This window comes from Rhodanobacter sp. Root561, from assembly GCF_001427365.1.
In the GTDB taxonomy this organism is placed as follows: domain Bacteria; phylum Pseudomonadota; class Gammaproteobacteria; order Xanthomonadales; family Rhodanobacteraceae; genus Rhodanobacter.
This window is the reverse complement of the sequence record NZ_LMGH01000001.1, coordinates 951,476-977,781: the sequence shown is the minus strand read 5'-3', so window position 1 is coordinate 977,781 and position 26,306 is coordinate 951,476. Positions and strand designations below refer to the sequence as shown.

22 protein-coding genes and 1 other RNA gene are annotated in these 26,306 nt (G+C 68.4%); 8 read left to right on the top strand and 15 right to left on the bottom strand.

What is annotated here, in order from left to right:
- Positions 1-101: 101 nt before the first annotated feature.
- The 15 genes from ftsA to rsmI all read right to left on the bottom strand — a co-directional run bounded on the left by ftsA (position 102) and on the right by rsmI (position 15,990).
- Positions 102-1,334: a cell division protein FtsA gene (gene ftsA, locus ASD55_RS04170; protein WP_007809407.1), complete on the bottom strand. Its 1,233-nt coding sequence runs from the start codon at positions 1,332-1,334 to the stop codon at positions 102-104.
- A gap of 10 nt (positions 1,335-1,344) precedes the next feature.
- Positions 1,345-2,079, bottom strand: coding sequence for a cell division protein FtsQ/DivIB (locus ASD55_RS04165; RefSeq protein WP_056716824.1), 735 nt, complete (start codon positions 2,077-2,079; stop codon positions 1,345-1,347).
- Positions 2,076-3,017: a D-alanine--D-alanine ligase gene (locus tag ASD55_RS04160; RefSeq protein WP_056716826.1), complete on the bottom strand. Its 942-nt coding sequence runs from the start codon at positions 3,015-3,017 to the stop codon at positions 2,076-2,078. Before ASD55_RS04160 ends, ASD55_RS04165 begins: the two co-directional genes overlap by 4 nt.
- Positions 3,014-4,453 carry a UDP-N-acetylmuramate--L-alanine ligase gene (gene murC / locus ASD55_RS04155; protein ID WP_056763924.1) on the bottom strand — a complete coding sequence of 480 codons (1,440 nt, stop codon included), beginning with the start codon at positions 4,451-4,453 and terminating at the stop codon, positions 3,014-3,016. Before murC ends, ASD55_RS04160 begins: the two co-directional genes overlap by 4 nt.
- Positions 4,450-5,523, bottom strand: a complete 1,074-nt coding sequence (gene murG / locus ASD55_RS04150) for an undecaprenyldiphospho-muramoylpentapeptide beta-N-acetylglucosaminyltransferase (protein WP_056763922.1) — start codon at positions 5,521-5,523, stop codon at positions 4,450-4,452. The genes murC and murG overlap by 4 nt, the downstream gene beginning before the upstream one ends.
- Positions 5,520-6,752 (bottom strand): putative lipid II flippase FtsW, encoded by a 1,233-nt coding sequence (gene ftsW / locus ASD55_RS04145; protein WP_056716831.1) that lies wholly within the window; start codon positions 6,750-6,752, stop codon positions 5,520-5,522. The genes murG and ftsW overlap by 4 nt, the downstream gene beginning before the upstream one ends.
- A gap of 117 nt (positions 6,753-6,869) precedes the next feature.
- On the bottom strand, positions 6,870-7,970 hold the full coding sequence (gene mraY, locus ASD55_RS04140; RefSeq protein ID WP_056716833.1) for a phospho-N-acetylmuramoyl-pentapeptide-transferase: 1,101 nt from the start codon (positions 7,968-7,970) through the stop codon (positions 6,870-6,872).
- Positions 7,960-9,330 carry a UDP-N-acetylmuramoyl-tripeptide--D-alanyl-D-alanine ligase gene (gene murF, locus ASD55_RS04135; protein WP_056763920.1) on the bottom strand — a complete coding sequence of 457 codons (1,371 nt, stop codon included), beginning with the start codon at positions 9,328-9,330 and terminating at the stop codon, positions 7,960-7,962. Before murF ends, mraY begins: the two co-directional genes overlap by 11 nt.
- Positions 9,327-10,889 (bottom strand): UDP-N-acetylmuramoyl-L-alanyl-D-glutamate--2,6-diaminopimelate ligase, encoded by a 1,563-nt coding sequence (locus ASD55_RS04130; protein WP_056763918.1) that lies wholly within the window; start codon positions 10,887-10,889, stop codon positions 9,327-9,329. Before ASD55_RS04130 ends, murF begins: the two co-directional genes overlap by 4 nt.
- Positions 10,886-12,700 (bottom strand): penicillin-binding protein 2, encoded by a 1,815-nt coding sequence (locus ASD55_RS04125; RefSeq protein ID WP_056763916.1) that lies wholly within the window; start codon positions 12,698-12,700, stop codon positions 10,886-10,888. The genes ASD55_RS04130 and ASD55_RS04125 overlap by 4 nt, the downstream gene beginning before the upstream one ends.
- Entirely contained in the window at positions 12,697-12,966 is a 270-nt protein-coding gene (ftsL, locus tag ASD55_RS04120; RefSeq protein WP_056716840.1) for a cell division protein FtsL, read from the bottom strand. Before ftsL ends, ASD55_RS04125 begins: the two co-directional genes overlap by 4 nt.
- Positions 12,963-13,889 (bottom strand): 16S rRNA (cytosine(1402)-N(4))-methyltransferase RsmH, encoded by a 927-nt coding sequence (rsmH, locus tag ASD55_RS04115; protein ID WP_056763914.1) that lies wholly within the window; start codon positions 13,887-13,889, stop codon positions 12,963-12,965. The genes ftsL and rsmH overlap by 4 nt, the downstream gene beginning before the upstream one ends.
- A gap of 41 nt (positions 13,890-13,930) precedes the next feature.
- Positions 13,931-14,386, bottom strand: a complete 456-nt coding sequence (mraZ, locus tag ASD55_RS04110) for a division/cell wall cluster transcriptional repressor MraZ (RefSeq protein ID WP_235577731.1) — start codon at positions 14,384-14,386, stop codon at positions 13,931-13,933.
- 316 nt (positions 14,387-14,702) lie between these two features.
- Positions 14,703-15,065: RNase P RNA component class A (rnpB, locus tag ASD55_RS06090), an RNA gene on the bottom strand.
- A 91-nt stretch (positions 15,066-15,156) separates the two neighbouring features.
- The gene (rsmI, locus tag ASD55_RS04105; protein WP_056763912.1) at positions 15,157-15,990 is read right to left on the bottom strand and encodes a 16S rRNA (cytidine(1402)-2'-O)-methyltransferase; all 834 of its coding nucleotides are present in this window, start codon (positions 15,988-15,990) and stop codon (positions 15,157-15,159) included.
- Positions 15,991-16,071: 81 nt separating this feature from the next.
- Here rsmI and ASD55_RS04100 point away from each other — a divergent pair, with 81 nt between their 5' ends.
- From ASD55_RS04100 to ASD55_RS04065, 8 genes are all read left to right on the top strand, one after another.
- A complete protein-coding gene (locus ASD55_RS04100; protein ID WP_056763910.1) occupies positions 16,072-17,988 on the top strand; it encodes a penicillin-binding protein activator in 1,917 nt (638 codons plus the stop codon).
- A complete protein-coding gene (locus tag ASD55_RS04095; protein WP_056763908.1) occupies positions 17,988-18,344 on the top strand; it encodes a YraN family protein in 357 nt (118 codons plus the stop codon). Before ASD55_RS04100 ends, ASD55_RS04095 begins: the two co-directional genes overlap by 1 nt.
- A gap of 26 nt (positions 18,345-18,370) precedes the next feature.
- Complete coding sequence (locus tag ASD55_RS04090) at positions 18,371-19,741, top strand: FAD-linked oxidase C-terminal domain-containing protein (protein ID WP_056763906.1); 1,371 nt, start codon at positions 18,371-18,373, stop codon at positions 19,739-19,741.
- 37 nt (positions 19,742-19,778) lie between these two features.
- On the top strand, positions 19,779-20,408 hold the full coding sequence (locus ASD55_RS04085; RefSeq protein WP_235577713.1) for a uracil-DNA glycosylase family protein: 630 nt from the start codon (positions 19,779-19,781) through the stop codon (positions 20,406-20,408).
- A gap of 119 nt (positions 20,409-20,527) precedes the next feature.
- Entirely contained in the window at positions 20,528-21,808 is a 1,281-nt protein-coding gene (locus ASD55_RS04080) for a nucleoside permease (RefSeq protein WP_056763904.1), read from the top strand.
- A gap of 40 nt (positions 21,809-21,848) precedes the next feature.
- A complete protein-coding gene (gene dusB, locus ASD55_RS04075; RefSeq protein ID WP_056716884.1) occupies positions 21,849-22,835 on the top strand; it encodes a tRNA dihydrouridine synthase DusB in 987 nt (328 codons plus the stop codon).
- Positions 22,836-22,975: 140 nt separating this feature from the next.
- Positions 22,976-24,175: a methionine adenosyltransferase gene (gene metK, locus ASD55_RS04070; protein WP_056716855.1), complete on the top strand. Its 1,200-nt coding sequence runs from the start codon at positions 22,976-22,978 to the stop codon at positions 24,173-24,175.
- Between the two features lie 102 nt (positions 24,176-24,277).
- Positions 24,278-26,134 (top strand): ATP-binding cassette domain-containing protein, encoded by a 1,857-nt coding sequence (locus tag ASD55_RS04065; protein WP_056763902.1) that lies wholly within the window; start codon positions 24,278-24,280, stop codon positions 26,132-26,134.
- Positions 26,135-26,306: the final 172 nt, after the last annotated feature.

Genomic DNA, 26,306 nt, shown 5'->3' with positions numbered 1-26,306 from the left:
TGTCGTTTTAACCATGGATGACGACTCCTGTCGGTCCATGGTGATGGGTGGATGTCCCTCCACCCTGGATGACGCGTCCTGCGTCATCCGCAACCGTGTTTTCAGAAATTCCGGGTCAGCCAGCCACGCACTTTTCCGACCAGGCCACCGACGCTGCCGCCGACCGGCCCGCCCACGCGCATGCCGCCTGCCCGCGCACCGTGCAGCAGCAGGCCCACGCCGGTGGCGTGCAGCGGACTGGAAACCACTTCGCCGAGGCCGTCGATCTGCTGCGGCACGCCGATGCGCACCATCTTGTGGAAGATCTCCTCGGCCAGCTCCAGCGCGCCTTCCATCTTCGAGGCGCCGCCGGTCAGCACCACGCCGGCCGCGACCAGGCTCTCGTAGCCGGAGCGGCGCAGCTGGTCCTGCACCATCTCGAAGATTTCCTCGTAGCGCGCCTGCACGCTCTGCGCCAGCGACTGCCGCGCGAGCCGGCGCGGCGGGCGATCGCCCACGCTGGGCACCTGGATGGTTTCCTCCGCGTGCGCCAGCCCGGTCTGGGCGCAGGCGTACTTGATCTTGATCTCCTCCGCGTGGGCGGTCGGCGTGTGCACGCCGTAGGCGATGTCGCTGGTGACCTGGTCACCGCCGACCGGCAGCGAGGCGGTGTAGCGGATCGAGCCCTGGGTGTAGATCGCGATGTCGGTGGTGCCGGCGCCGATGTCGACCAGGCACACGCCCAGCTCGCGCTCGTCGTCGGTGAGCACCGCCTTGGCGCTGGCCAGCGCCGACGGCACCAGTTCGTCGACGGTGAGGCCGCAGCGCTGGATGCACTTGGAGATGTTCTGCACCGCCGCGGCCGCGCCGGTGACCAGGTGCACGTTGGCCTCCAGCCGCACGCCGCTCATGCCGACCGGAGCACGGATGCCGTCCTGGCCGTCGATGCGGTATTCCTGCGACTCCTTGTAGAGCACCTTGCGATCGGCCGGGATCGCCACTGCGCTGGCCGCCTCCAGCACCTGCTCCAAGTCAGCCGCGGTGACCTCGCGGTCGCGGATCGCCGCGTTGCCGTGCGAGTTGCGGGTTTCCAGGTGGCTGCCGGAAATCGAGGCGTAGACCGAACGGATGTCGCAGCCGGCCATCAGCTCGGCTTCCTCCACCGCGCGCTGGATCGAGTGCACGGTCGATTCGATGTCGACCACCGAGCCGCGCTTCATGCCGCGCGAGACGTGGGTGCCGATGCCGATCACGGTGATCGGCTCGCCCGGCTCGTACTCGCCCACGATCGCCACCACTTTCGAGGTGCCGATGTCGAGCCCCACCACCAGTTGCTTGTCGTTGCGCGGCTTCATAGAGAAATGCTCATGTGCGAGGCGAACCCCCAGCGTTGGCGGCGGCCGCATCGGGCCAGCGCACGGCGAATCCGTTGGTGTAGCGAAGGTCGGCGTAGGCAAAACCGTCGGTGTGTCCGGCGATCAGTTGCGGATAGACGTCGAGGAAACGGCGCAGGCGACGACCCGCCTGCTCGCGATCGCCGATCACGATCTGCGCACCGCCAGCGGTGCCGATGCTCCAGCTGCCGCGCTCGGTCAGCGCCACGCCGGTGATGCGCAGGTGCGTGCCGGCGAAGGCCTTCTGCGTCTCGGCGTAGAAGCTCACCACCTCGGCCAGCCTGGCATCCGGGCCATGCAGCTCCGGCAGGTCGCCGAGGTCATTCATGCCGGGCGCATCGAACACCAGGCCCTGGCGGCTGATCAGCTGCCTGTCGTTCCAGCGCGCGAACGGCTGGCGTTCGTAGATGCGCAACTGCAGCGTGTCGGGCCAGCGCTTGCGCGCCTCGACCGATTCCACCCACGGCAGCGCGGCCACGGCTTTCTGCACCGCGTCCAGATCCAGCGCGAAGAAGCCCTTGCCCAGCCGCGGCCGCACCGCGGCGCGCAGGTCGCTTTCGCTGACGTGCTTGAACTCGGCCTGCACCGTCAACCGGGTCACCGGCCAGCGCCCGGCCGCAAACCAGCCGCGCAGCACGCCGACGATCGGCAGCGCGACCAGGGCGATGGCCAAGCACCAGGCGACGAGGCGGACGGCTCCCTTCACAGGCCCTCCCGGAAACTGGTTTCCAGCACGCGCCAGCACAGCTCCTGGTAGTCGATGCCGTCCACCGCGGCGGCCTTCGGCACCAGCGAATGCGAGGTCATGCCCGGCGCGGTGTTCACTTCCAGCAGCCAGTTGCGACCGACGCGATCGCGCATCACGTCGACCCGACCCCAGCCGGCGCAGCCCAGCGCGTCGAACGCCTGCAGCGCCAGCGCGCGCAGTTCCGCCTCGGCCTCGCCTTCCTGGCCGGGGCACAGGTACAAGGTGTCTTCGGCGATGTACTTCGCGTTGTAGTCGTAGAACGCGCCCTTTGGCACGATGTGGATGGACGGCAGCACCTGGCGCCCGAGGATCGCGACGGTCAGTTCGTCACCCTCGATCAGGGTTTCCATCAGCAGGTCGCCGGGATACTTCGCGGCCAGCTCCACCGCCTGGTCCAGTTGGGATTCGTCGAACACGCGGGTGACGCCCACGCTGGAACCTTCACAGGCCGGCTTCACGATCAGCGGAAAGCCGACCTGTTTCGCCGCCGCATGCACGTCGGCGCCGCGCGGCAGTGCCACGAACTTCGGCGTCGGCAGGCCCAGCGATTGCCACACGCGCTTGGAGCGGGTCTTGTCCATCGACAGTGCCGAACCGAGCACGCCGGAACCCGTGTACGGCACGTTGAGCGATTCCAGCGCGCCCTGCAGCACGCCATCCTCGCCACCGCCGTGCTGGCCATGCAGGATGTTGAACACCCGGGCGAAGTGCCCGGCGCGCAACGCATCGAGCAGAGCCGGGATGCCGTCGATGGCATGGGCATCGATGCCGCGCGCGCGCAGTGCATCGAGCACGTTGCGGCCGGAATCCAGCGACACCTCGCGCTCGGCCGAGCTGCCGCCCATCACCACGGCGACGCGTCCGAACTGGGCAGGGTCCTTGATCATCATGCTCACTTGCTTGTCCTCAGGTTGCCCGCTTGGGCCAGCTCCACCGCCGCCGCGCCGATGTCGCCCGCGCCGAGCAGCAGCAGCAGGTCGCCATCGCGCAGCAGCGCCGGCAGGCTCTCTTTCAGATCACGCGGATGCTCGACCAGCACCGGATCGACCTTGCCGCGCGCCCGCACGGCGCGCGCCAGGGCGCGACCGTCGGCGCCGGCGATCGGCGCTTCGCCGGCGGGATAGACATCGGTCAGCACCAGCACGTCGGCCTCGGCCAGCACGTTGGCGAAGTCGTCCAGCAGGTCGCGTGTGCGGCTGTAGCGGTGCGGCTGGAAACCCACCACCAGGCGCCGATCGGGCCAGCCGCCGCGGGCGGCGGCGAACACCGCGGCCAGTTCGCGGGGGTGGTGGCCGTAGTCGTCCACCAGCAGCACGCTGCCGTGGTCCAGCGCGAGTTCCCCGCGCCGGTGGAAACGCCGGCCGACGCCCTGGAAATTCTCCAGCGCACGGGCCAGCGCATCAGCCTCGACGCCGAGCTGCCAGCCGATCGCCGCCGCGGCCAGCGCATTGAGCACGTTGTGCCGACCCGGCAGATTGAGCTTCACCGGCAGCACCTCGTCGCGCCCCGGCAGTTGCAGGTCGAAGTGCATCTCGAAGCCGTGCTGGCTCACCTTCAGCGCGCGCACGTCGGCGTCCGCGCTGTCGATGCCGTAGGTCATCACCCGCCGCGTGGTGGACTTCGCCAGCACCGCCACTTCCGGGTCGTCCACGCACAGCACGGCCAGGCCGTAGAACGGCAGCCGGTGCAGGAAGTCGTCGAACGCCTGCTTCACCTCGGCGAAGTCGCCGTGGTAGTTCTCCAGGTGATCGGCGTCGATGTTGGTCACCGCCGCGATCACCGGCGACAGCATCAGGAACGAGCCGTCCGATTCGTCCGCTTCCGCCACCAGGTACTGGCCGGTGCCCAGCCGCGCATTGGCGCCGGCCGCGTTGAGCTGGCCACCGATCACGAAGGTCGGGTCGTAACCGGCCTCGGCCAGCACGCTGGCGGTGAGGCTGGTGGTGGTGGTCTTGCCGTGGGTGCCGGCGATCGCCACGCCGCGGCGGAAACGCATCAGTTCGCCCAGCATTTCCGCGCGGGGGATCACCGGGATGCGGCCGGCACGGGCGGCGACCAGCTCGGGGTTGTCCTGCTTGATCGCGCTGGATGTCACCACCACGTCGGCGTCGCCGATGTTTTCCACCGCATGGCCCACGTGCACCACGATGCCCAGCTGCTGCAGCCGTTGTGCCGTCGGCGAGTTGGCCCGATCGGAGCCGGACACCGCGTAACCCAGGTTGTGCAGCACCTCGGCGATGCCGCTCATGCCGACGCCGCCGATGCCGATGAAGTGCACCCGGCGGAACGTGCTCATCGGATCTTCGTGCGCATGCAGGCGGCGCGGCGTCATGCGGCCACCTCCAGGCATGCGCGGGCGATGACCTGCGCCGCGTCGGGTTTCGCCAGCGTGCGCGCGGCCTCGGCCATCGCCAGCAGGCGGCTGCGGTCACCCAGCAGCGACTCCAGTCGCTGCGCCAGAATCTGTACGTCCAGCTCGTTCTCCTGCATCAGTTCGGCGGCTCCGGCCGCCACCAGCACTTCACCGTTGCGCGTCTGGTGGTCGTCCACCGCGTACGGGAACGGCACCAGCACCGCGCCCAGTCCGGCCGCAGCCAGCTCGGCCAGGGTCAGCGCGCCGGCGCGGCAGACGGCCAGGTCGGCGCGGCCGTAGCTGGTCGCCATGTCGTCGATGAACGGCACCACCTGCGCCTCGACGCCGGCCTTCGCATACGCGGCGCGGGCCTCGTCCAGACCGCGGTTGCCGCACTGGTGCAGCACCTCAGGCCGTTGCTCCGCCGTCAGCAGGGCCAGCGCCTGCGGCAGCGCGAGATTCAGTGCGCGCGCACCCAGACTGCCGCCCAGCACCAGCAGGCGCGGCCTGCCCTCGCGCCCGGCCATGCGCTGCGCCGGCGGCGGCAGCGCGGCGATCGCGTCGCGCACCGGATTGCCGACCCATTCGGCCTGCGGCAAGGCATCGGCGAAACCGGCCAGCACGCGCTTCGCCAGCGCGGCCAGCTTGCGATTGGTGAAGCCGGCCACCCGATTCTGCTCGTGCACCAGCAACGGTCGGCGCAACAGCCAGGCAGCCACGCCGCCGGGGCCGGCCACGTAACCACCCATCGACAGCACGCTGCGCGGATTGACCCGGCGCAGTACGGCCAGCGAAGCAAGCAGCGAACGCAACAGCATCAGCGGCGCCAGCAACCGGGTCTTCCAACCCTTGCCGCGCAGACCGCCGACGGCCACCGTGTGCAGCTCGATCCGCTGCGCCGGCACCACGTTCGTTTCCATCCCGCCGTCCGCACCCAGCCACACCACCGGCACGCCCTGCGCCCGCAGGCATTCGGCCACCGCCAGTCCGGGGAAGATATGGCCGCCGGTGCCGCCGGCCATGATCAGCACGGGACGCTGCGCGGTCATGCTGCCACCGCCTCGCGCGGCTTCGCCGCGGCGCTCGCGTCGACGGCAGCGACGGCTGCCGGCATCCGGGTGGCCATCTGCCGCGCGTCCAGCGCGCGGTTGATCTCGTAGGTGGCGCGCAGCAGCACACCGGCCATGGCGCAGGTCAGCGCCATCGACGATCCGCCGTAGCTGATCAGCGGCAGGGTCAGTCCCTTGGTCGGCAACGCACCGAGGTTCACGCCGACCGACACGAAGGCCTGCATCGCCAGCATCAGCGAGATGCCGAACGCGACGTAGCCGGCGAAGCGCTGGCCCACCTCGACGCCTTTCAGGCCGATGTACAGGCCGCGGCCCACCGCCAGTCCGAACAGGCTGATCACCAGGATCACGCCGGCCAGGCCCAGCTCCTCGCCGATCACTGCGAAGATGAAATCGGTATGCGCTTCGGGCAGGTAGGACAGCTTCAGCACGCTGGAACCCAGGCCCACGCCGGTCCACTCGCCGCGACCGATCGCCATCAGCGACTGGGTCAGCTGGAAGCCGTCGTTGAACGGATCCTTCCACGGGTCCATGAACGAGGTCAGCCGCTTCATGCGGTAGCTCTCGCCGGTCGCCGCGATATAAAGCAGCGGCATCAGCGGCAGACCCATCAGGAACAGGAAGATCGGCCGCGCGCCACCCAGCCAGACCATCGCGATGGTCACCGCGATCACCAGCGTGGCCGAGCCGAAGTCCGGCTGCGCCAGCAGCAGCAGCACGATCAGGCCAGCCACCAGCACCGGCTTGAACAGGCCGAGGAACTTCGTCTCCACGCTGTCGCGGTGGCGCACCAGATAGCTGGCCACGTAGATCACCAGGATCAGCTTTACCGCCTCGACCGGCTGGAACGTGGTCACCAGCAGGTTGAGCCAGCGCCGCGCGCCGTTGATGCGCATGCCGAAGTGCGGCACGAACACCGCCAACAGCATCAGGAAGGCCAGCGCCAGCAGCGGGAACGCATATTTCTCCAGCAGCTTCAGTTCGGTGCGCATGGCCAGCGCCGCCGCGAACAGGCCCAGGCTGAGGAACAGCAGGTGCTTCTTCAGGAAATAGAACGCGCCGATGTGCTGGCTGTCCGCCACCGCGATCGAACTGGACGTCACCATCACCACGCCCACGCTGGCCAGCCCGACCAGCGCGACCAGCAGCCACAGGTCGTAGCTGCCGCGCGGCCCGGTCCGGCGTCTGGCTTGCGAGGCGTCAAACATGGGTGCCTCCTTTGGAGGCACGGGAATAGGGAATGGGAAATAAGGAATGGGCAAAAGCGCACAGACGCACGCCCTTCCGATTCCCGATTCCCGATGCCCGATTCCCGGCTTTCATCATCACCGTACCTTCAACGTGGCGAGGCCGATCAGCACCAGCACGACGCTGATGATCCAGAAGCGCACGATCACGCGGGGCTCGGGCCAGCCCTTCAATTCGAAGTGATGGTGGATCGGCGCCATCCGGAACACGCGTTTGCCGGTGAGCTTGAAGCTGGCGACCTGGATCATCACCGAGGCGGTTTCCATCACGAACACGCCGCCCATCACCAGCAGCACGATCTCCTGGCGCACGATCACCGCGACGCAGCCGAGCGCCGCGCCCATCGCCAGCGCGCCCACGTCACCCATGAACACCTGCGCCGGGTACGTGTTGAACCACAGGAAACCCAGTCCCGCGCCGGCCAGCGCGCCGGTGAAGATCGCCAGCTCGCCGGCGCCCGGAATCGACGGAATCCCCAGGTATTCGGAGAACACCTTGTTGCCGGCGAGATAGGCGAACACGCCCAGCGCGCCGGAGACCAGCACGGTCGGCATGATCGCCAGGCCATCCAGTCCGTCGGTGAGGTTCACCGCGTTGGAGAAGCCCACGATCATGAAATAGGTGATGGCGATGAAGAACACGCCCAGCGGCAGCACCACGTGCTTGAACAGCGGCAGGTACAACGCCGTTTCCGCCACCGGCCCGGCCGCGGCGGCATGGGGTGCGGTGTAGTAGAGGAACAGCGCCGCACCCAGCCCGAACACCGACTGCCAGAAATACTTCCAGCGACTGGCCAGGCCGCGGCTGTCCTTCAGCACCAGCTTGCGGTAATCGTCGTAGAAACCGATCGCACCGAAGCTCAGCAGCACCGCCAGCACCACCCACACGTAGCGGTTGTGCAGGTCGGCCCACAGCAAGGTGGCCACGGTGACCGACAGCAGGATCATCACGCCGCCCATGGTCGGCGTGCCGGCCTTGACCAGGTGCGTCTGCGGCCCGTCGCTGCGCACCACCTGGCCCGCCTTCAGCGCAGCCAGCCGGTTGATCAGCCACGGCCCGCACAGCAGCGACATCGCCAGCGCGGTGAGCGCGGCCATGATGGTGCGGAAGGTGATGTACTGGAACAGGTGCAGCGCGGTGAAATGCCGTGCCATCCAGTCGGCCAGCTCAAGCAGCATGGAATGCCTCCCCCTTCTTTTCTGCGCCACCGTCGATGGCGGCCACAACCTGCTCCATGCCGGCCGAACGCGAACCCTTGACCAGGCAGGTGACGCCCGCATGCAGCTGCGCCTGCAGCGCGGCGATCAGCGCCGCCTTGTCGTCGAAGTGCGTGGCGCCGGCGCCGAAGGCTTCGACCGTCGCCGTACCGAACGGGCCCACCGCAAACAGACGCTCGACGCCGCGCTCGCGCGCCATCGCGCCGATGCCTGCATGCAGCGCGCGCGCGTCGGCGCCCAGTTCGGCCATGTCGCCCAGCACCAGCCAGCGCTCGCCGCCGGCCAGCAGCAGCGTGTCGATCGCCGCCGCCATCGAACCGGGGTTCGCGTTGTAGCTGTCGTCGATCACGGTCCAGCCGCCGGCAGCCACCACGCGACGCAGGCGACCGGCCACGCCGGAGGCCTGCTCCAGTCCGGCGACGATGGTGTCCAGCGGCACGTCGAGCGCCAGCGCCACCGCGGCCGCGGCCAACGCGTTGGCGATGTTGTGCCGACCGGGCAGCGCCAGCGCCACCTCGGCGTCGCCCCGGGGCGTGCTCAGCACGAAGCGCGAACCGTCCACGCGCTGCTCGATGATGTCGGCGCCCACGTCGGCCTTGTGCTCCAGGCCGAAACGCAGCACCTGGCGCGAACCGGCCAGGCCGCCGAAGAAGCTGGCGAACGCGTCGTCAGCATTGATGATCGCGGTGCCGTCCACCGGCAGGGCCTGATACAGCGCCCCCTTGGTTTCGGCCACGCCCTCGATGCTGCCCATGCGCGCAAGATGCGCCGGCGCGATGAGCGTGACGAGGCCGATATCGGGCCGTGCGATGGCAGCCAGATACGCGATGTCGCCAGGCTTGCCTGCGCCCATCTCGAACACCGCGTATTCGGTGTCGGCCGGCATCGCCAGCAGGCTCAGCGGCAGGCCCAGTTCGTTGTTGTAGTTGCCGCCGCTGACATGGGTGCGGCCGTGCCGCGACAGGATCGAGGCGACCAGGGTCTTCACCGTGGTCTTGCCGTTGGAGCCGGTGATGCCGACCACGCGCACGTCGCGCTGGGCACGCACCGCGCTGGCCAGGTCGCCCAGCGCCAGTCCTGCATCGTTGACCAGCACCTGGGGCAAGTCGCTGTCGACCTTGCGCGTGACCATCGCGGCCACCGCGCCGCGCGCGGCAGCCTCGGCCAGGTAGTCATGGCCATCGGCTCGCTCGCCCTTGATCGCGACGAACAGGTCGCCGGGCTTGAGCTTGCGCGTATCGATGGCCACGCCGGTGACCTCGGCATCACCCGCGAGCAGGCGGCCGCCGGTCCACACGGCAATGGTGGCGAGCGCCATCATGCGCGCTGCTCCCGTTGACATTGCTCCAGCGCCGCACGGGCCACCAGCAGGTCGTCGAACGGATGCTTGCCGGTTGCGCCGTCCTGATAGGTCTCGTGTCCCTTGCCGGCGATCAGCACCGCGTCGCCCGGCCGGGCCAGCGCCAGCGCATCGGCGATCGCCACCGCGCGATCGCGCTCGACCGCCATCGCCGGCGCGGCAGTCATGCCGGCCACGATCTGCGCCACGATGGCATCGCCGTCTTCGCCGCGCGGGTTGTCGTCGGTGACGATGGCCACGTCGGCCAGCCTGGCGGCGATCTCGCCCATCAACGGACGCTTGCCGGCGTCGCGCTCGCCGCCGCAACCGAACACGCAGATCAGCTTGCCGGCGCAGTGGGTGCGCACGGCATTCAGCGCCTGCTCCAGCGCATCCGGGGTGTGCGCGTAGTCGACCACCACCAGCGGCTGGCCGTGCACGCCGCCGATCCGGCTCATCCGGCCGTTCACCGGCTGCAGCTGGGCGGCCACCTCGACGATGCGCGCGAACGGTTCGCCCAGCGCGCCGAGGCTGGCAACCACGGCCAGCAGGTTGGCCACGTTGAAACGACCGATCAGCTGGCTGCGGATCACGCGGCTGCCCCACGGGGTCCGCAGATGGAAGGCCAGACCTTCGGCCGAGGTGACGATGTCGCTGGCGGCAACTTCCGCCTCGTCGTCGCCGGTCGCACTGAAGCGCAGCAACTGCAAACCGTCGGACAGCTGACTCGTCAGCTCGCGGCCGAACGCGTCGTCGATGTTGATTACCGCGCTGCGCAGTCCCGGCCACGCGAACAGCATGGCCTTGGCGGCGCCGTAGGCTTCCATGCTGCCGTGATAGTCGAGGTGGTCGCGGGTGAGGTTGGTGAACGCCGCCACTTCGAAGTCGACCGCGGCCACGCGCCCCTGCACCAGCGCGTGCGAAGAAACCTCCATCGCGACATGGCTGACGCGGTCGTCGCGGAACGCCGCCAGCTGCGCCTGCACGCTGATCGCGTCGGGGGTGGTGCGCTCGCCCTCATGCAGCTGGCCGTGCACCCCGGCGCCGAGCGTGCCGATCGAGGCGGCGCGATGACCCAGCAGGGTCAGCGCCTGGGCCAGCAGCTGCACGCACGACGTCTTGCCGTTGGTGCCGGTCACGCCGATCAGACGCAGCGACTCGCTGGGTCGCTGGTGGAAGCGCGCGGCGATCTCGCCGACCTGCGCGTGCAGGTCGTCGATCCACAGCACCGGCACCTCGCCGACTGCCTGCGGCAACTCACCCCTTCCGCCTTCGCCAGCTTCCCCCGCAAGCGGGGCAAGCGATTCGCCTGTCGCCGGGGCCTCGGCCAGCACGATGCGCGCGCCGCGCTGCACGGCGGCAGGCGCAAAGCTGATGCCATGGGCGCGGGTTCCATGCAGCGCGAAGAACGCGTCACCGCGCTGCACACTGCGCGAATCCAGACTCAGGCCGGAGACCGTCATGCGCGCGACTTCCGGCATCGCTGCCAGTTGCGCGTCGGCGATACCCAGCAACAACTGGTCGAGGTGGCCGGTGTTCATGGCGTGTCCTCGTCCACGGGCGCATCGTCGATCGGCGCATCCACCGGCGGCTTGCTGCCGACCAGTCCGTCCGGGCTCTGCAGCGGACCGCCGACATACCAGCGGCCGATATTGTCCGGCGGCACGTCGAGCAGGCGCAGCGCACCTTCCATCACCTTGGCGAAGACCGGGCCGGACACGGTGCCGCCGTAGTAGCTGCCCTTCTGCGGATTGTCGATCACCACCACCGCCGCCAGGCGCGGGTTGCTGGCCGGCACGATGCCGGCGAACGCCGAGGTGTAGTTGCTCTTGGCATAGCCACCGGCGCTCGCCTTGTGCGCGGTACCGGTCTTGCCGGCCACGCTGTAGTTGGCGATGCGCGCCATCGTGCCGGTGCTGCCCGGCCCGGTCACCGTCTCCATCATCCGCAGCAGTTCGTGCGCCACCTCGGGCGAGATGATCTGTTTCGCGGCGCTGTCGTTGTTCTTGATGAAGGTCGGGTTGTGCATCACGCCACCATCGGCGATGGTGGCGTAGGCGTTGGCCAGCTGCAGCACGGTGACGTTGAGTCCGTAGCCGTAGCCGAGAATGGCCTTTTCCAGCGGGCGCCAGTCGCGGCCGATACGCAGGTAACCGGATGCCTCACCGGGGAAGCCGCTCTCGGTGCTGTTGCCGAAGCCGAACGCACGATAGGTGTCGTACATCAGCGAGGTGTCCAGCTGCATCGCGATGCGCGCCGCGCCCACGTTGCTGGACTTGGTGATCACCCCGGTCGGGGTCAGCACGCCGTAGTTGTGGGTGTCGTGGATGTCGTGGCCCTGGAAGTACCAGTGCCCGCCGGTGGTGTCGATGAGCGGGTTGGTCGGCGTGTACTTGCCGCTGGACAGCGCCGCCGCCATCAGGATCGGCTTGATCGTCGAGCCGGGCTCGAGCACGTCGGTCATCGCCCGGTTGCGGCGTTGGCCCGGCTTGCTGCCGCCCAGTGCGTTCGGGTTGTAGGTCGGCAGGTTGACCATCGCCAGCACTTCGCCGGTGCGCACGTCGAGCACCACCATCGAGCCGGAGTCGGCCTGTGATTTCTCCAGCGTGTTCTTCAGCTCGTTGTAGGCCAGGAACTGGATGCGCCGGTCGATGCTCAGGGTGAGGTTCTGGCCGGGCTTGGGCGCGCGCACCTGCTCCAGGTCCTCGACCACGTGACCCATGCGGTCGCGGATGACGCGCTTGGCACCCGGCTTGCCGGCCAGCCATTCGTCGTACGCCAGCTCCAGGCCTTCCTGGCCGCGGTCGTCGATGTTGGTGAAACCGAGCACGTGGGCGGTGACTTCGCCGGACGGGTAGTAGCGCTTGAATTCGCGCTGGCCGTTGATGCCCGGAATGCCCAGGTCCAGCACCGCCTGTGCCGCGGCCGGCGACATCTGCCGGCGCAGGTAGACGAACTCGCGATCCGAACGCTGCGCCAGCTGCGCCTTCAGTCCGTCCGCTTCCACGCCCAGCGCCTGCGCCAGCGCGGGAATGCGCTCGTCGTTGTCCAGCACCTCGGACGGATTGGCCCAGATCGACATCATCGGCGTCGACACCGCCAGCGGCTCGCCGTTGCGGTCGAAGATGGTGCCGCGCGACACCGGGATCGGCACTTCGCGCAGGAAGCGCGCGTCACCCTGGCGCTGGTAGAACTCCTTGCGCACCACCTGCAGGTCGAACGCTCGCGCGACCAGGGCCGCGGAAACCAGCCCCAGCAGGCCGACCACCACGACCATGCGCCGCCGCGCACTGGGACCCGCGACGCGACGGCGACCGGGTTGAGATGGCTTGACGTGCTTGCGCCAGCTCATCGCAGCAACCGGATGTCTTGCGGGCGCGGATCGACCATGCCCAGCTTCTGCCGGGCCTCGTCGTCGATGCGCCGGGGTTCGGCATAGGTGGCCTGCTCCAGTTCGAGCTTGCCGTATTCGATGTTCAGCTCGTCGCGCTGGTTCTGCAGCGCGGTCAGGTTGACGAACAGCACGCGGCTCTCGTGGCGCGTCCACACCACGCCGAGCGCGCTGGCCAGCACGGCCACCAGCAACACCAGCAGGCAGAGGGCGCCGACGGCCTTCATGCGAGTTTCTCCGCCACGCGCAGGACGGCCGAACGCGAGCGCGGGTTCGCCGCCAGTTCGGCATCGCCCGGGAATTGCGTCTTGCCGACCGCCGCCAGTTGCGCCGGCGCGCCCTGCACCGGCGGTCCGCGGCGGCTGTTCTGCACGCGGCCGGAGTGGTCGCGGATGAACAGCTTCACCGCGCGGTCCTCCAGCGAGTGGAAGCTGATCACCGACAGGCGACCGCCCGGCTTCAGCCGTTCCAGCGCGGCATTCAAGCCCTGCTGCAGGGCATCCAGTTCGCCGTTCACGCGAATGCGCAGCGCCTGGAAGCTGCGCGTGGCCGGATGCTTGCCCGGCTCGCGCCGGCCCGCCACGCGTTCGATCAGCGCGGCCAGCTGGCCGGTGCGGGTGAACGGGGTGGCCTCGCGATCGGCCACGATGGCGCGGGCGATGCGGCGGCTGTGGCGTTCCTCGCCGTAGTTCCATAACACGTCGGCGATTTCGCGCTCGCTGGCCTGGGCCAGGAAATCGGCCGCGCTCTCGCCCTGGCTGGTGTCCATGCGCATGTCCAGCGGCGCATCGGCCATGAAGCTGAAACCGCGCGCGGCCTCGTCCAGCTGCGGCGAGGACACGCCCAGGTCGAGCAGCACGCCATCGAGGCCGTGGGCGGTTTCGTCCCACTCGGCCAGGCTGGAGAAATTCGCATGACGGATCGACACCCGCGGATCGGCGGCGAACTCGGCGCGGGCCGTGGCGATGGCGCTGGGATCGCGATCCATCAGCAGCAGGCGACCGTCGGCGCCCAGGCGCGACAAGACCTCGCGGGCGTGACCGCCGCGACCGAAGGTTCCATCGAGATAACGCCCGCCCGCATGCACGGCGAGACCCTCCACTGCTTCACCCAGCATCACCGGGATGTGCCGCAAAACTTGCTCGGCCATGCCGCACTCCCGCTCCCGTCCCACGTGTGTCGCCGCGCCGTTTACAGGCGCAGTTCGGCCATTTCGTTGGTGATGTCGTCTTCGCCGATGCTCTGGCGGATCTTGGCCAGGTGGGCCTGTTCGCTCCACAGCTCGAACTTGTTGCCCATGCCCAGCAGCACCGCCTTTTTCTCGATGCCGGTGGTGGCCCGCTGGCTGGCCGGCAACAGGACGCGCGCCGCGCCATCGGGCTCGACCACGGCGGCGGCACCGACCAGCTTCATCTGCATGTCGCGGTGAGCCGCCTTGACCTTGGACAGGGCGTTCACCTGATCGCGCACCTTTTCCCATTCCGCATGCGGAAACAGCCACAGGCTGCCCGCCTCGAACGGGTTGTAGGTAATCACCAGGCGATTGGCGCACTCGCCCGCCACCTGCTCCCGATACGCTGTCGGGATGGTCAGGCGACCCTTGTCGTCGATGGTGATGGCGGTTTCGCCCTGGAACACGATCAGCAGACTCCACGAAAACCCACAATTTCACACTGGAGCCCACGATAATCTCGCCCCCTGAGACTGTCAAGGCAATTTCGCTTGTGAATCAATGAGTAAAGGCAAAATCCTGACCGTACATGCAGCATATTCTCAGGAACACCGGCAAGGTATTTGAAAGCAGGGAATTTTTTGCAATCAGACCCACGCTGCTTTGGGCCGGAATAGGGTGAAATCCACGCGAAATCACGCCATTTGGCGCCCGCGGACTGAATTTCCGTTCACATGGGCGTGCCATCGCCACCCCGACGAATGCGTCGAGATGGCGATGGCATGCACGAAGAGGTGGAGTCGGCCTGTAAGCCGGGTTCTGTACGTCTTGCGACGCGACAGTCATTCCTCTCGGCCAGGCGTCGCCGCCTGGCTCCAGCAACCTACCCGGGAACAACGCGGGCCGCGTTATCGTTCCCCTATTTGGTCTTGCTCCGAGTGGGGTTTACCGTGCCGTACGACGTTGGCCCCGTACGCGGTGCGCTCTTACCGCACCCTTTCACCCTTACCTGTGCCCTTGCGGGCCATCGGCGGTCTGCTCTCTGTTGCACTGGCCGTCAGCTCACGCTGCCCAGGAGTTACCTGGCACTCTGCCCTGCGGAGCCCGGACTTTCCTCGATGCGCTTGCGCGCGACGCGACTGTCCGGCCGACTCCACGGGAAAGGATACAGGAGTGAGTGAAGAGGAGTGAGAAACGAGAGAGAAGCCGCTGCCTGCGTGTTTGCCCCTACCTCATTCCTCTCCACTCACTTCTCGCTCTCGTAGAGAGATTTGCGCGGCGCCCCGCTGATCGCCGCCGCCAGCTTCGCCGCCTTCGCCGGCGGCAACTCCTCGCGCAGGATCGCGAACACGCGCCGGCCCTCAGCCAGCTTCGCGTCGGCTTCCTCGCCGCGACCGGCCACCAGGATCACGTGCTCGCCGCGCTGCTGGTCAGGATCGCTGACGACCCGCGCCGCCAACCCCGCCAGCGGCTCGCCCAGCACGGTTTCGAACATCTTGGTCAGCTCGCGCGCCAGCACGGCCTCGCGATCGGCGCCGAACACGTCGCGCATGTCGGCCAGGCTTTCGGCGACGCGGTGCGACGACTCGTAGAAGATCAGCGTGCGCGGATCGCCGGCCAGTTCCTGCAGGCGACTGCGCCGCGCCGCCGCCTTCGGCGGCAGGAAACCTTCGAACACGAAACGGTCACTGGGCAGGCCGGCCACCGACAGGGCCGCGATCGCCGCGCACGCGCCCGGCACCGGAACGCAGCGGATGCCTGCGGCGCGCGCGGCGCGCACCAGCCGGAAGCCCGGGTCGCTGATCAGCGGCGTGCCCGCGTCCGAGATCAACGCGACCGAATCGCCGCCCTGCATCCGACGCACGATCGCATCCACGGCATCGCGCTCGTTGTGGTCATGCAGTGCGAGCAGCGGCGTATCTATATTGTGGTGAACCAGCAGCGGGCGGCTGTGGCGGGTGTCTTCCGCTGCGATCACCGCCACCGCGCGCAAGGTGGCGATCGCCCGTGCTGAAAAATCGTCGCGATGACCGATGGGCGTGGCCACCACCCACAAACACCCTGACTGAACCGATGACATCTGCAAACTCCTGCACCACGGGGCGACAATCCAATCCGTTATGATCGCGCATTGACGACCATGACGACCAAGGGATTTCCCATGCGCTTCATGCGCCACTCGCGCGTCGCCGCGACTGCCTTGCTGTTTTCGCTGTTGCTGGCCGCCTGCGTGCCCAGCAATGCACCACGCTCGCCGGCGGAGCTTGCCGCGGCGCAGAGTGCCGCCGCACTGGCCACGCAGGGCCAGTTCGACCAGTCCGCGCAGGCGTGGCTCGCACTGGCCGGGCAATCGCGCGGACACGCCGACAGCTATCGCCTGTACGCCGCCGAGGCGTGGCGCGAGGAAGGCCAGCTCCAGCGCGCCGCACCCGTGCTCGCTGGCATCAAGCGGCAGAACCTTGCCGGTGATGAACCGGTACGGCTGGACCTGCTGCGCGCCGAACTGGCACTGGAACAGCACGATGCGGCCACCGCGCTGCGGCTGACCACGCAACCCCGGGTCACCATCCCGGCGGCGCTGCAGCCGCGCCTGCTGGAATTCCGCGCCCGCGCGATGGCCGCCAGCGGCGACCCGTGGGGTGCCGCGCGAACTCGCGTGGAGCTGGACGGACAGCTCAGCGGCTTCGACCACGGCCAGAATCGCCAGCAGATCCTCGCCCTGCTGGGCCAGGTCGGCGTCGATTCGCTGAAGCAGCGCGCCGCCGGCATGCAGCGCGGCGATCGCATGCTGCCGTGGGTGAACGAGGCGCTCAGCCAGCTCGGCGTCACCGTGGCGCAGCCGACGCCCGACCTCCAGCAACCGGTCGGCACCTTGCTGCCCGGCGCCGACGCCAACGTGCGCGAGGGCTACAAGGTGCCCACCCAGGTGGCCTTGCTGTTGCCCAACGACGGCAATTACGCCGCCGCCAGCACGGCGATCCGCGAAGGTTTCTTCGCGGCCTATCTCGATGCCGGCCGCAATCACGCGCCGCGCCCCTCGGTGCGGGTCTACGACAGCCAGGGCACCGCCGACGGCGCGCTCAAGGCGTATCAGCAGGCCGTCAGTGACGGCGCGCGGCTGGTCGTCGGCCCGCTGACCCGCACTGAAGTCGCCGCCGTGTTCGGCCAGGCGCAGCTGCCGGTTCCGCTGCTGGCCCTGAATCATCCTGACGACAAGCAACTGCCCGCCGGCGACACCAGCGAATTCGGCCTGCTGCCGGAGACCGAGGGCGCGCAGGCCGCCGATCACATGATCGAACGGGGCATCCGCAAGGCCTACGTGATGGTCTCGGTCGACGACTTTGCCCAACGTGCGGCCAGCGCGTTCAAGGCGGAGCTGACGGCGCGCGGCGGCGAGTTGCTGGGTTCGATCACCCTGCCGCCCGGGGTGACCAGCTACGCCGATGTCATTGCCGGGATGCGACTGCCGACGGCACCGGCAACCACCGAGCCCGCGGCCAGCGCCAGCACGGCGCAGCCGGACAATCCGGTGGTGGTGGACAGCGGCATCTTCATCAGCATGCGCCCACAACAGGCGCGACTGCTGTTGCCGCAGTTGCACATCGCCCGGGTCGGCCTGCCAGTGTTCGGCACCTCGCACGTCTATGAAGGCAGCGACGACTCCGCCGCGAATCGCGACCTGGACGGCCTGGAATTCTGCGACGCACCCTGGCTGTTCGACGCCCAGCCGGGACTGCCCAGCCACGACGACATCGCCACGCGCCTGCCCGCGGCCCGGGGCGGCGCGGCGCGGCTGTTCGCCTTCGGCATGGATGCCTGGAACCTGGTGCCCTACATCGAATGGATGCGCGCCCATCCGGGCAGCTACCTGCCGGGCGCCAGCGGCCAGCTCGCGGCCGACCAGTTCGGCCGCGTGCGCCGCGTGCTGATCTGGGCGCGCTTCCAGGATGGCCTGGCGCGTCCGCTGGGCGGCAGCCTGCAGATGGACGACATACCATCGACCGCGCCGCCCGCCAACGCCGAGCCGGTGCCGGCGAGTCCGTCGTCCAGCGGAACCTTCCAGCCCGAATCGCGCTGATGCGCGCGGCCGGCGACGACTTCGAGCAACGCGCCTGCGGCGAGCTCGAACGCGCCGGCCTGAAACTGCTGGCGCGCAACTACACCACGCGCCACGGCGAGCTGGACCTGGTGATGCGTGACGGCGGCACCGTGGTCTTCGTCGAGGTGCGCTACCGCAAGAGCGCCAGCCACGGCGACGCCGCCACCTCGGTCACCGCCGCCAAGCAGGGCAAGCTGATACTCGCGGCACAGCACTGGCTGGCCGCGCACCCGCAACATGCGCGGGCGGCCTGCCGTTTCGACGTGGTCAGCTACGACGGCCCGCTGGAAGCGCTGCAGCGGCAATGGCTGCGTGGTGCATTCGAGGCGGGCTGAACCCCGCCCGGTGCGATAATCGCGGCATGACCCTGCCCGCTTCCCTGCTCGACAGCCTGCGCACGATCTTTCCCGGCGACGCACTGGACAGCGGCGACGACGCCCTGCGTCTCGCGGCGAGTGACCATTCGCGCCACGCGCATCGACCCGACGTCGTGGTCCATCCCGCCACGCACGCCCAAGTGGAGTCACTCGTTCTCGCCTGCCGCCAACATCGCGTGCCGCTCACCGCGCGCGGTGGCGGCACCAGTTCCACCGGCGCGTCGGTGCCGCTGGCCGGTGGCGTGGTGGCGAATTTCCAGCGCATGGATCGGATCGTGCGCATCGCGCCGGACGATCGCCTCGCGGTGGTCGAGCCCGGCGTCACCAACGAGGCCCTGCAACAGGCGCTGGCGCCGCACGGATTCTTCTGGGCGCCCGATCCCGGCTCGGCGCCTTGGTGCACGATAGGCGGCAACCTCGCCTGCAACGCGGGCGGGCCGCGCGCGCTGAAGTACGGCGCCACCCGCGACAACGTGCTGGGCCTGCGCGCAGTGGCGGGCACCGGCGCGGGTTTCCTCGCCGGCACACACACCACCAAGGATTCCACCGGCTACGACCTGACCCGCCTGCTGGTCGGCTCGGAAGGCACGTTGGCACTGATCACCGAGGCCACGCTGAAACTCACGCCCCGGCCCGCTGCCGTGCGCTCGCTGCGCGCCACCTATCGCGACACGGCCAGCGCGGCGCAGGCGGTGGCGCGCATCATGGCGCAGCCGGTGACGCCCGCGGCGCTGGAGTTCATGGATGCGCTGGCGCTCAAGCTGGCCCGCGACCACGCACCGGATGCCGACGTGCCCGAAGCGGGTGCGCTGCTGCTGATCGAGGTCGACGGCACGCCGGAGACCGTGGGCTTTGCCCAGGACGCGGTGGCACGCGCCGCGCGCGGCGAAGGCCTGATCGCGCTGGACATCGCGGCCGACGCTGGCGAGAACGCCGCATTGTGGGCCGCGCGCAAGGCGCTCTCGTTCGCCCAACGCGCGGTGACCGAGCACAAGATCAACGAGGACGTGGTGGTGCCGGTGAGCCGCCTGCCCGAACTGGTCGCCGGCGCGCAGGCGCTGGCCGCCAGGCACGCGGTACCGCTGGTGTGCTTCGGCCACGCCGGCAACGGCAACCTGCACGTGAACCTGCTGCCGCGCGACGTCGACGAGATCGAACGCGGCTACACCGCGCTGCCCGAACTGTTCGCCCTGGTGATCGCGCTGGGCGGCACACTGTCGGGCGAGCACGGCATCGGCGTGGTGAAGCGCGACTACCTGCCGCTGGCGCTGGGCGAGTCGACCATCGCGCTGATGCGCTCGGTCAAGGCCGCATTCGATCCGGATGGCATCCTCAATCCGGGCAAGGTGGTTTGAGGGCCGGGAATGGGGAATAGGGAATAGGGAATAGGGAATGGAGAAGAAAAGAAAGCTGGGCCCGATGCAGCAACAGCGCGACATGGACGCCTTGCTGGCGGAGATCCGCTGCGGGCACACCTGCGCGATGCAGCAGCCGCCGGGGCGGCGGCCGGTGCTGCAGGCGTCGACCCGGTCGCGCTTGCTGATCGTCAGCCAGGCGCCGGGGCGCAAGGTGGAGGAAAGCGGCATTCCGTTCGACGACGTCAGCGGCGAGCGCTTGCGCGACTGGCTGCAGATCGACCGCGCCACCTTCTACGACGCCGATCGCGTGGCGATCGTGCCGATGGATTTCTGTTTCCCGGGCAAGGGCAAGAGCGGCGACCTGCCGCCGCGACCTGCGTGCGCCGCGATCTGGCATCCGCGCCTGTTTTCGCTGCTCACCGGCGTGCATCTGACCCTGGCCATCGGTCAGTACGCCCAGGTCGGCATGCTCGGCGACGCGCGCGACGCCACGCTCACCGATACCGTGCGCAACTGGCGCACCCACCTGGCCCGCGGCGTGCTGCCGCTGCCGCACCCGAGCCCGCGCAACCGGCCGTGGGTGATGCACAACCTGTGGTTCGCGGCCGAGCTGCTGCCGGTGCTGCGCCAGCGCGTGGCCGATGTGCTGGCCGTGCCGGAGTGAGCGACCGGAACGAGCTGCCGCATTGCACCTTGCCGCCCGGCGCCGGCGTCGTCTAACCTGCCCCGCTACAACATTGTGGCCACGGGGCCGACCCCGGCCTTGCAGGGGAATCCTCGTTCATGAGCCTCAAGCTCCGTCTCACCGTACTCAATTTCTTCCAGTACTACATCTGGGGCGCGTGGCTGCTGACCATCGGCACCTGGTGGTTCCAGACCCAGCACTGGTCGGGCACCAGCTTCGGCGCGATCTTCTCGACCATGGGCATCGCCTCGCTGTTCATGCCCTCGCTGGTCGGCATCGTGGCCGACAAGTGGATCAACGCCGAACGCCTGTACGGCATCCTGCAGATCTGCGGCGCCGCGGTGCTGTTCTCGATCCCGCACGTGCAGGGCCCGGAGCAGATGTTCTGGGTGATGCTGTTGAACATGTGCTTCTACATGCCGACCATCTCGCTGGCGATCACGGTGACCTACAACGCGCTGAAGCAGGACGGCCTGGATGTGGTGAACACCTACCCGCCGATCCGCGTGTGGGGCACGATCGGCTTCATCGCCGCGACCTGGACCACCAGCCTGCTCGGCTTCAAGGCCTCGCCCGCCCAGTTCCACGTGGCCGCGGCCGCCTCGCTGCTGCTGGGCCTTTATGCCTTCACCCTGCCCAAGTGCCCGCCGCGGCTGCGCGCCGAGGAAGGCCGCGGCCTCGCCGACCGGCTGGGACTGACCTCGTTCACGTTGTTCAAGAACCGCAACATGGCGGTGTTCTTCATCTTCGCGATGCTGCTGGGCGCGGCGCTGCAGCTGACCAACGCTTATGGCGACGCCTTCCTCAGCGACTTCGTCAAGGTGCCTGAGTACGCCAACCTGCTGGCGGTGAAGTACTCGACCATCATCATCTCGATCTCGCAGTTCTCCGAAACCGCCTTCATCCTGACCATCCCGTTCTTCCTCAAGCGCTTCGGCATCAAGGCGGTGATGACGATGAGCATGCTGGCCTGGGTGCTGCGCTTCGGCCTGTTCGCGTTCGGCGACCCGGCCGGCGGACTGTGGATGATCGTGCTCTCGTGCATCATCTACGGCATGGCCTTCGACTTCTTCAACATCTCGGGCTCGCTGTTCGTGGAAAGCCAGGCCGATCCGAAGATCCGCGCCAGCGCCCAGGGCCTGTTCATGCTGATGACCAACGGCATCGGCGCGGTGCTGGGCAGCCTGATCGCCGGCTTCGTGATCGACCACTTCTTCACCAACCACCAGTGCGACGACACCGTGGCGATCTGCAAGGACTGGCCCGGCATCTGGCTGGCCTTCGCCGGCTATTCGCTGGTGATGGCGCTGCTGTTCGTGCCGCTGTTCAAGCACCGGCACGACCGCGGGGCCGCGCAGCGGGTGGTGTCCACGCACTGATCGCCGCGTCGCGGCAGCCGCGGGCCGCTACAATGCGCCGATGCGCATCGGCCCCTACCTGATCGACCCGCCCGTGGTGCTGGCCCCGATGGCCGGCGTCACCGACAAGCCGTTCCGGCTGCTGTGCAAGCGGCTGGGCGCGGGCCTGGCCGTGTCGGAGATGACCAATGCCGACCCGCGGCTGTGGCATACGCGCAAGTCGCTGCGGCGGATGGACCACGAGGGCGAACCCGAGCCGGTCAGCGTGCAGATCGCCGGCTACGACCCGGCGATGCTGGCCGAGGCGGCGCGCTTCAACGTGGCCAACGGCGCGCAGATCATCGACATCAACATGGGCTGCCCGGCCAAGAAGGTGTGCAACGTGTGGTCGGGCTCCGCCCTGCTGCAGGACGAGCCGCTGGTGGCGCGCATCGTGAAGGCGGTGGTCGACGCCGTCGAGGTGCCGGTGACGCTGAAGATCCGCACCGGCTGGGATCGGCAGAACCGTAACGCGCTGAACATCGCCCGCATCGCCCAGGACAACGGCATCGCCGCGCTGGCCGTGCACGGGCGCACCCGCGCCGACAAGTACGAAGGCGAGGCCGAATACGCCACCATCGCCGCGGTGAAGGCCGCCGTGCGCATTCCGGTGCTGGCCAATGGCGACGTCAACACGCCGCAGCAGGCCAGGCACGTGCTGGACGCCACCGGCGCCGACGCGCTGATGATCGGCCGCGGCGCCCAGGGCCGGCCGTGGATCTTCCGCGAGGTCGCCCATTACCTCGCCACCGGCGAATTGCTGGCCGAGCCGGAGCCGGCCGAAGTCGGCAGCATCCTGCTCGGCCACCTCGAGCAGCTGTACGCGTTCTACGGCGAACAGGCCGGCGTGCGCATCGCGCGCAAGCACCTGGGCTGGTACGCGAAGGATCGGCCGGAAAACGCCGCGTTCCGGCAGGTGGTCAACCGGGCGGAAACTGTCCACGAACAGTTGCGGCTGACCCGCGATTATTTCGCGGCGCTTGCTGCCGGCGACCGGCTGGCCGCCTGAACCCGCGGCCGTCCAGACGGCTGAACACGCGCCTAACCCCGCAGGGACAGGAATCGCCGCAAGCTGCAAAACCCGGAGCGGGGATGTATCATGCCCGACTTCATTTATCTTTCTATCCGAACAAAGGGATATAGACCGCGATGTCCAACTACCTGTTCACCTCCGAATCGGTCTCCGAAGGCCATCCGGACAAAGTCGCCGACCAGATCTCCGACGCCGTCCTCGACGCGATCGTCGCGCAGGACCCGCGCGCCCGCGTGGCCTGCGAAACCATGGTCAAGACCGGCGTGGCGATCGTCGCCGGCGAGATCACCACCGATGCGTGGATCGACCTGGAAGCGATCACCCGCAAAGTGATCCTGGACATCGGTTACGACTCCAGCGACGTCGGCTTCGACGGCGCCACCTGCGGCGTGATCAACCTGATCGGCAAGCAGTCGCCCGACATCAACCAGGGCGTGGACCGCAAGAAGCCGGAAGAACAGGGCGCGGGCGACCAGGGCCTGATGTTCGGCTACGCGACCAATGAAACGAAGGACTTCATGCCCGCCGCGATCTACTACTCGCACCGCCTGGTCGAGCAGCAGGCCAAGGTGCGCAAGAAGAAGAACTCGCCGCTGCCGTGGCTGCGCCCGGACGCCAAGAGCCAGGTCACCCTGCGCTACGAGAACGGCATCGCCACCGCGATCGACGCCGTGGTGCTGTCGACCCAGCACGACCCGAGCGTGAAGCAGAAGGACCTGATCGAGGCCGTGCGCGAGGAAATCCTCAAGCCGGTGCTGCCGGCCAAGCTGCTGCACAAGGGCACCAAGTTCCACATCAACCCGACCGGCAAGTTCGTGATCGGCGGGCCGGTGGGCGACTGCGGCCTGACCGGCCGCAAGATCATCGTGGACACCTACGGCGGCTGGGCCCGTCACGGTGGTGGTGCGTTCTCGGGCAAGGATCCGTCCAAGGTCGACCGTTCGGCCGCCTACGCTGCGCGCTACGTGGCCAAGAACATTGTGGCCGCCGGCATCGCCGACCGCTGCGAAGTGCAGGTGAGCTACGCGATCGGCGTGGCGCACCCCACCTCGATCTCGGTCACCACCTTCGGCACCGGCAAGATCAGCGACGAGAAGATCGAGAAGCTGATCCGCAAGCACTTCGACCTGCGTCCGTTCGGCATCCTGCAGATGCTCGACCTGATCCACCCGATGTACCAGCAGACCGCCAGCTACGGCCACTTCGGGCGCACTCCGCGCGACCTGGTCGACGCCAACGGCAACAAGTTCACCTCGTTCTCGTGGGAAAAGACCGACCGCGCCGAGGCGCTGCGCAAGGATGCGAAGCTGAAGTAAGCCTCGCCACGCCATCCAGGGAAACGGGCCGCCCAGTGCGGCCCGTTTCTTTTGGAGCCATCTCGACGCAAGCAAGGACGCGGCTACCGCTACAATGGGCGGATGTCTCTTATCCAATTGCAACGCGTCGACTTCAGCATCGGCGGCCCACTCCTGCTCGAACACGTCGATCTGTCGATCGAGGCGAACGAGCGGGTCTGCATCGTCGGTCGCAACGGCGAAGGCAAATCCACCCTGATGAAGCTGATCGCCGGCGAGCTGCATGCCGACGACGGCGAGGTGCGCGTGCAGAACGGCATCGTGGTGGCGCGGATGGCGCAGGAGGTGCCGCACGGCACCGAGGGCAGCGTGTTCGACGTGGTCGCCGAGGGCCTGGGCGACCTGGGCCGGCTGCTGGCGCGTTATCACCACCTGCTCGACACCGGCGATTTCGACGCGCTGGGCGACGTGCAGCACGAGATCGAAGCGCAGCACGGCTGGGATCTGGACCGCCGCGTCAGCGACGTGATCACCCAGCTGGAGCTGCCCGGCGAGACCGACTTCGCTGCGCTGTCCGGCGGCATGAAGCGCCGCGTGCTGCTGGCCCAGGCGCTGGTACGCAAGCCGGACGTGTTGCTGCTGGACGAGCCGACCAACCACCTGGACATCGAGGCGATCGGCTGGCTGGAAAGCTTCCTCAAGCAGTTCGCCGGCAGCATCATCTTCGTCACCCATGACCGCAGCTTCCTGCGCGCGCTGGCGACGCGCATCGTCGAGATCGACCGCGGCCAGCTCACCGACTGGCCGGGCGATTACGACAACTACCTGCGCCGCCGCGAGGAGCGCCTGCACGCCGAAGCGCAGGCCAACGCGCTGTTCGACAAGAAGCTGGCGCAGGAGGAAGTATGGATTCGCCAGGGCATCAAGGCCCGGCGCACCCGCAACGAGGGCCGCGTGCGCGCGCTGAAGGCGCTGCGCAACGAGCGCGCCGAGCGGCGCAACCTGGGCGGCAACGTGAAGATGACCGCCGCCAACGCGCAGTCGTCCGGCAAGAAGGTGATCGACCTCAAGCACGTGCACCAGGCCTACGACGGCCGCGTGCTGATCGACGACCTCTCGACCACCATCCTGCGCGGCGACCGCATCGGCATCATCGGCCCCAACGGCGCCGGCAAGAGCACCCTGCTGAAGATCATGCTGGGGGAACTGACGCCACTGCGCGGCACGGCCGAGCTGGGCACGTCGATCCAGATCGCCTACTTCGACCAGCACCGGCTGCAGCTCAACGACTCGCTCAACGCGCTGGACAACGTGGCCGAGGGCCGCGAGTTCATCGAGCTCAATGGCCAGCGCAAGCACATCATCGGCTACCTGCAGGATTTCCTGTTCTCGCCCGAACGCGCCCGCGCGCCGATCACCCGCCTGTCCGGCGGCGAACGCAACCGCCTGCTGCTGGCCAAGCTGTTCGCCCAGCCGTCCAACCTGCTGGTGATGGACGAACCGACCAACGACCTCGACGTGGAAACACTCGAACTGCTGGAAGAGTTGCTCACCGACTACCAGGGCACCTTGCTGCTGGTTTCGCATGACCGCGCCTTCCTCGACAACGTGGTGTCCAGCACTCTGGTGCTGGAGGGCGAGGGCCAGATCGGCGAATACGTGGGCGGCTACAGCGACTGGCTGCGCCAGCGGCCGGCTCCGCGCGGCACCACCGCGACCGGCAAATCCCCTGCCCCGGCCCCAGCCGCACCGACAGTGGCGAAGCGCAAGCGCAGCTTCAAGGAACAGCACGAGCTGGAGCAGTTGCCCAAGCGCATCGAGCAACTGGAAACCGACATCGCCACGCGCACCGCCGCGATGAACGAGCCCGCATTCTTCCAGCAGGACAGCGCGGCCATCGTCAAGGCCAACGAGGCATTGGTGGCAGTGCAGGCGGAACTTGATGCGGCTTACGCGCGCTGGTCGGAGCTGGACGACTGATTGGGGTTTCGGGGAAGAGCTTCCCCCCATCCGCCCTTCGGGCACCTTCCCCCGCAGGCGGGGGAAGGAAGCATGCGTCGAGGCCCCACCGCTTCCTTCCCCCGTGCAACGGGGGAAGGTGCCCGAAGGGCGGATGGGGGCCGCCGCTTCCCCGTCGTATCATCCGCTGACT

Bases quoted from the DNA above. Each gene is read 5' to 3' on its own strand.
- dusB (WP_056716884.1), top strand. From the start codon at position 21,849: ATGCGCATCGGCCCCTACCTGATCGACCCGCCCGTGGTGCTGGCCCCG.
- ASD55_RS04130 (WP_056763918.1), bottom strand. From the start codon at position 10,889: ATGAACACCGGCCACCTCGACCAGTTGTTGCTGGGTATCGCCGACGCG.
- ASD55_RS04100 (WP_056763910.1), top strand. From the start codon at position 16,072: ATGCGCTTCATGCGCCACTCGCGCGTCGCCGCGACTGCCTTGCTGTTT.
- ftsA (WP_007809407.1), bottom strand. From the start codon at position 1,334: ATGAAGCCGCGCAACGACAAGCAACTGGTGGTGGGGCTCGACATCGGC.
- murF (WP_056763920.1), bottom strand. From the start codon at position 9,330: ATGATGGCGCTCGCCACCATTGCCGTGTGGACCGGCGGCCGCCTGCTC.
- ASD55_RS04085 (WP_235577713.1), top strand. From the start codon at position 19,779: ATGGAGAAGAAAAGAAAGCTGGGCCCGATGCAGCAACAGCGCGACATG.
- rsmH (WP_056763914.1), bottom strand. From the start codon at position 13,889: ATGGCCGAGCAAGTTTTGCGGCACATCCCGGTGATGCTGGGTGAAGCA.
- ASD55_RS04090 (WP_056763906.1), top strand. From the start codon at position 18,371: ATGACCCTGCCCGCTTCCCTGCTCGACAGCCTGCGCACGATCTTTCCC.
- ASD55_RS04095 (WP_056763908.1), top strand. From the start codon at position 17,988: ATGCGCGCGGCCGGCGACGACTTCGAGCAACGCGCCTGCGGCGAGCTC.
- rsmI (WP_056763912.1), bottom strand. From the start codon at position 15,990: ATGTCATCGGTTCAGTCAGGGTGTTTGTGGGTGGTGGCCACGCCCATC.
- metK (WP_056716855.1), top strand. From the start codon at position 22,976: ATGTCCAACTACCTGTTCACCTCCGAATCGGTCTCCGAAGGCCATCCG.
- ASD55_RS04080 (WP_056763904.1), top strand. From the start codon at position 20,528: ATGAGCCTCAAGCTCCGTCTCACCGTACTCAATTTCTTCCAGTACTAC.
- ASD55_RS04125 (WP_056763916.1), bottom strand. From the start codon at position 12,700: ATGAGCTGGCGCAAGCACGTCAAGCCATCTCAACCCGGTCGCCGTCGC.
- mraY (WP_056716833.1), bottom strand. From the start codon at position 7,970: ATGCTGCTTGAGCTGGCCGACTGGATGGCACGGCATTTCACCGCGCTG.
- ftsW (WP_056716831.1), bottom strand. From the start codon at position 6,752: ATGTTTGACGCCTCGCAAGCCAGACGCCGGACCGGGCCGCGCGGCAGC.
- murC (WP_056763924.1), bottom strand. From the start codon at position 4,453: ATGACGCCGCGCCGCCTGCATGCGCACGAAGATCCGATGAGCACGTTC.
- murG (WP_056763922.1), bottom strand. From the start codon at position 5,523: ATGACCGCGCAGCGTCCCGTGCTGATCATGGCCGGCGGCACCGGCGGC.
- ASD55_RS04065 (WP_056763902.1), top strand. From the start codon at position 24,278: ATGTCTCTTATCCAATTGCAACGCGTCGACTTCAGCATCGGCGGCCCA.
- ftsL (WP_056716840.1), bottom strand. From the start codon at position 12,966: ATGAAGGCCGTCGGCGCCCTCTGCCTGCTGGTGTTGCTGGTGGCCGTG.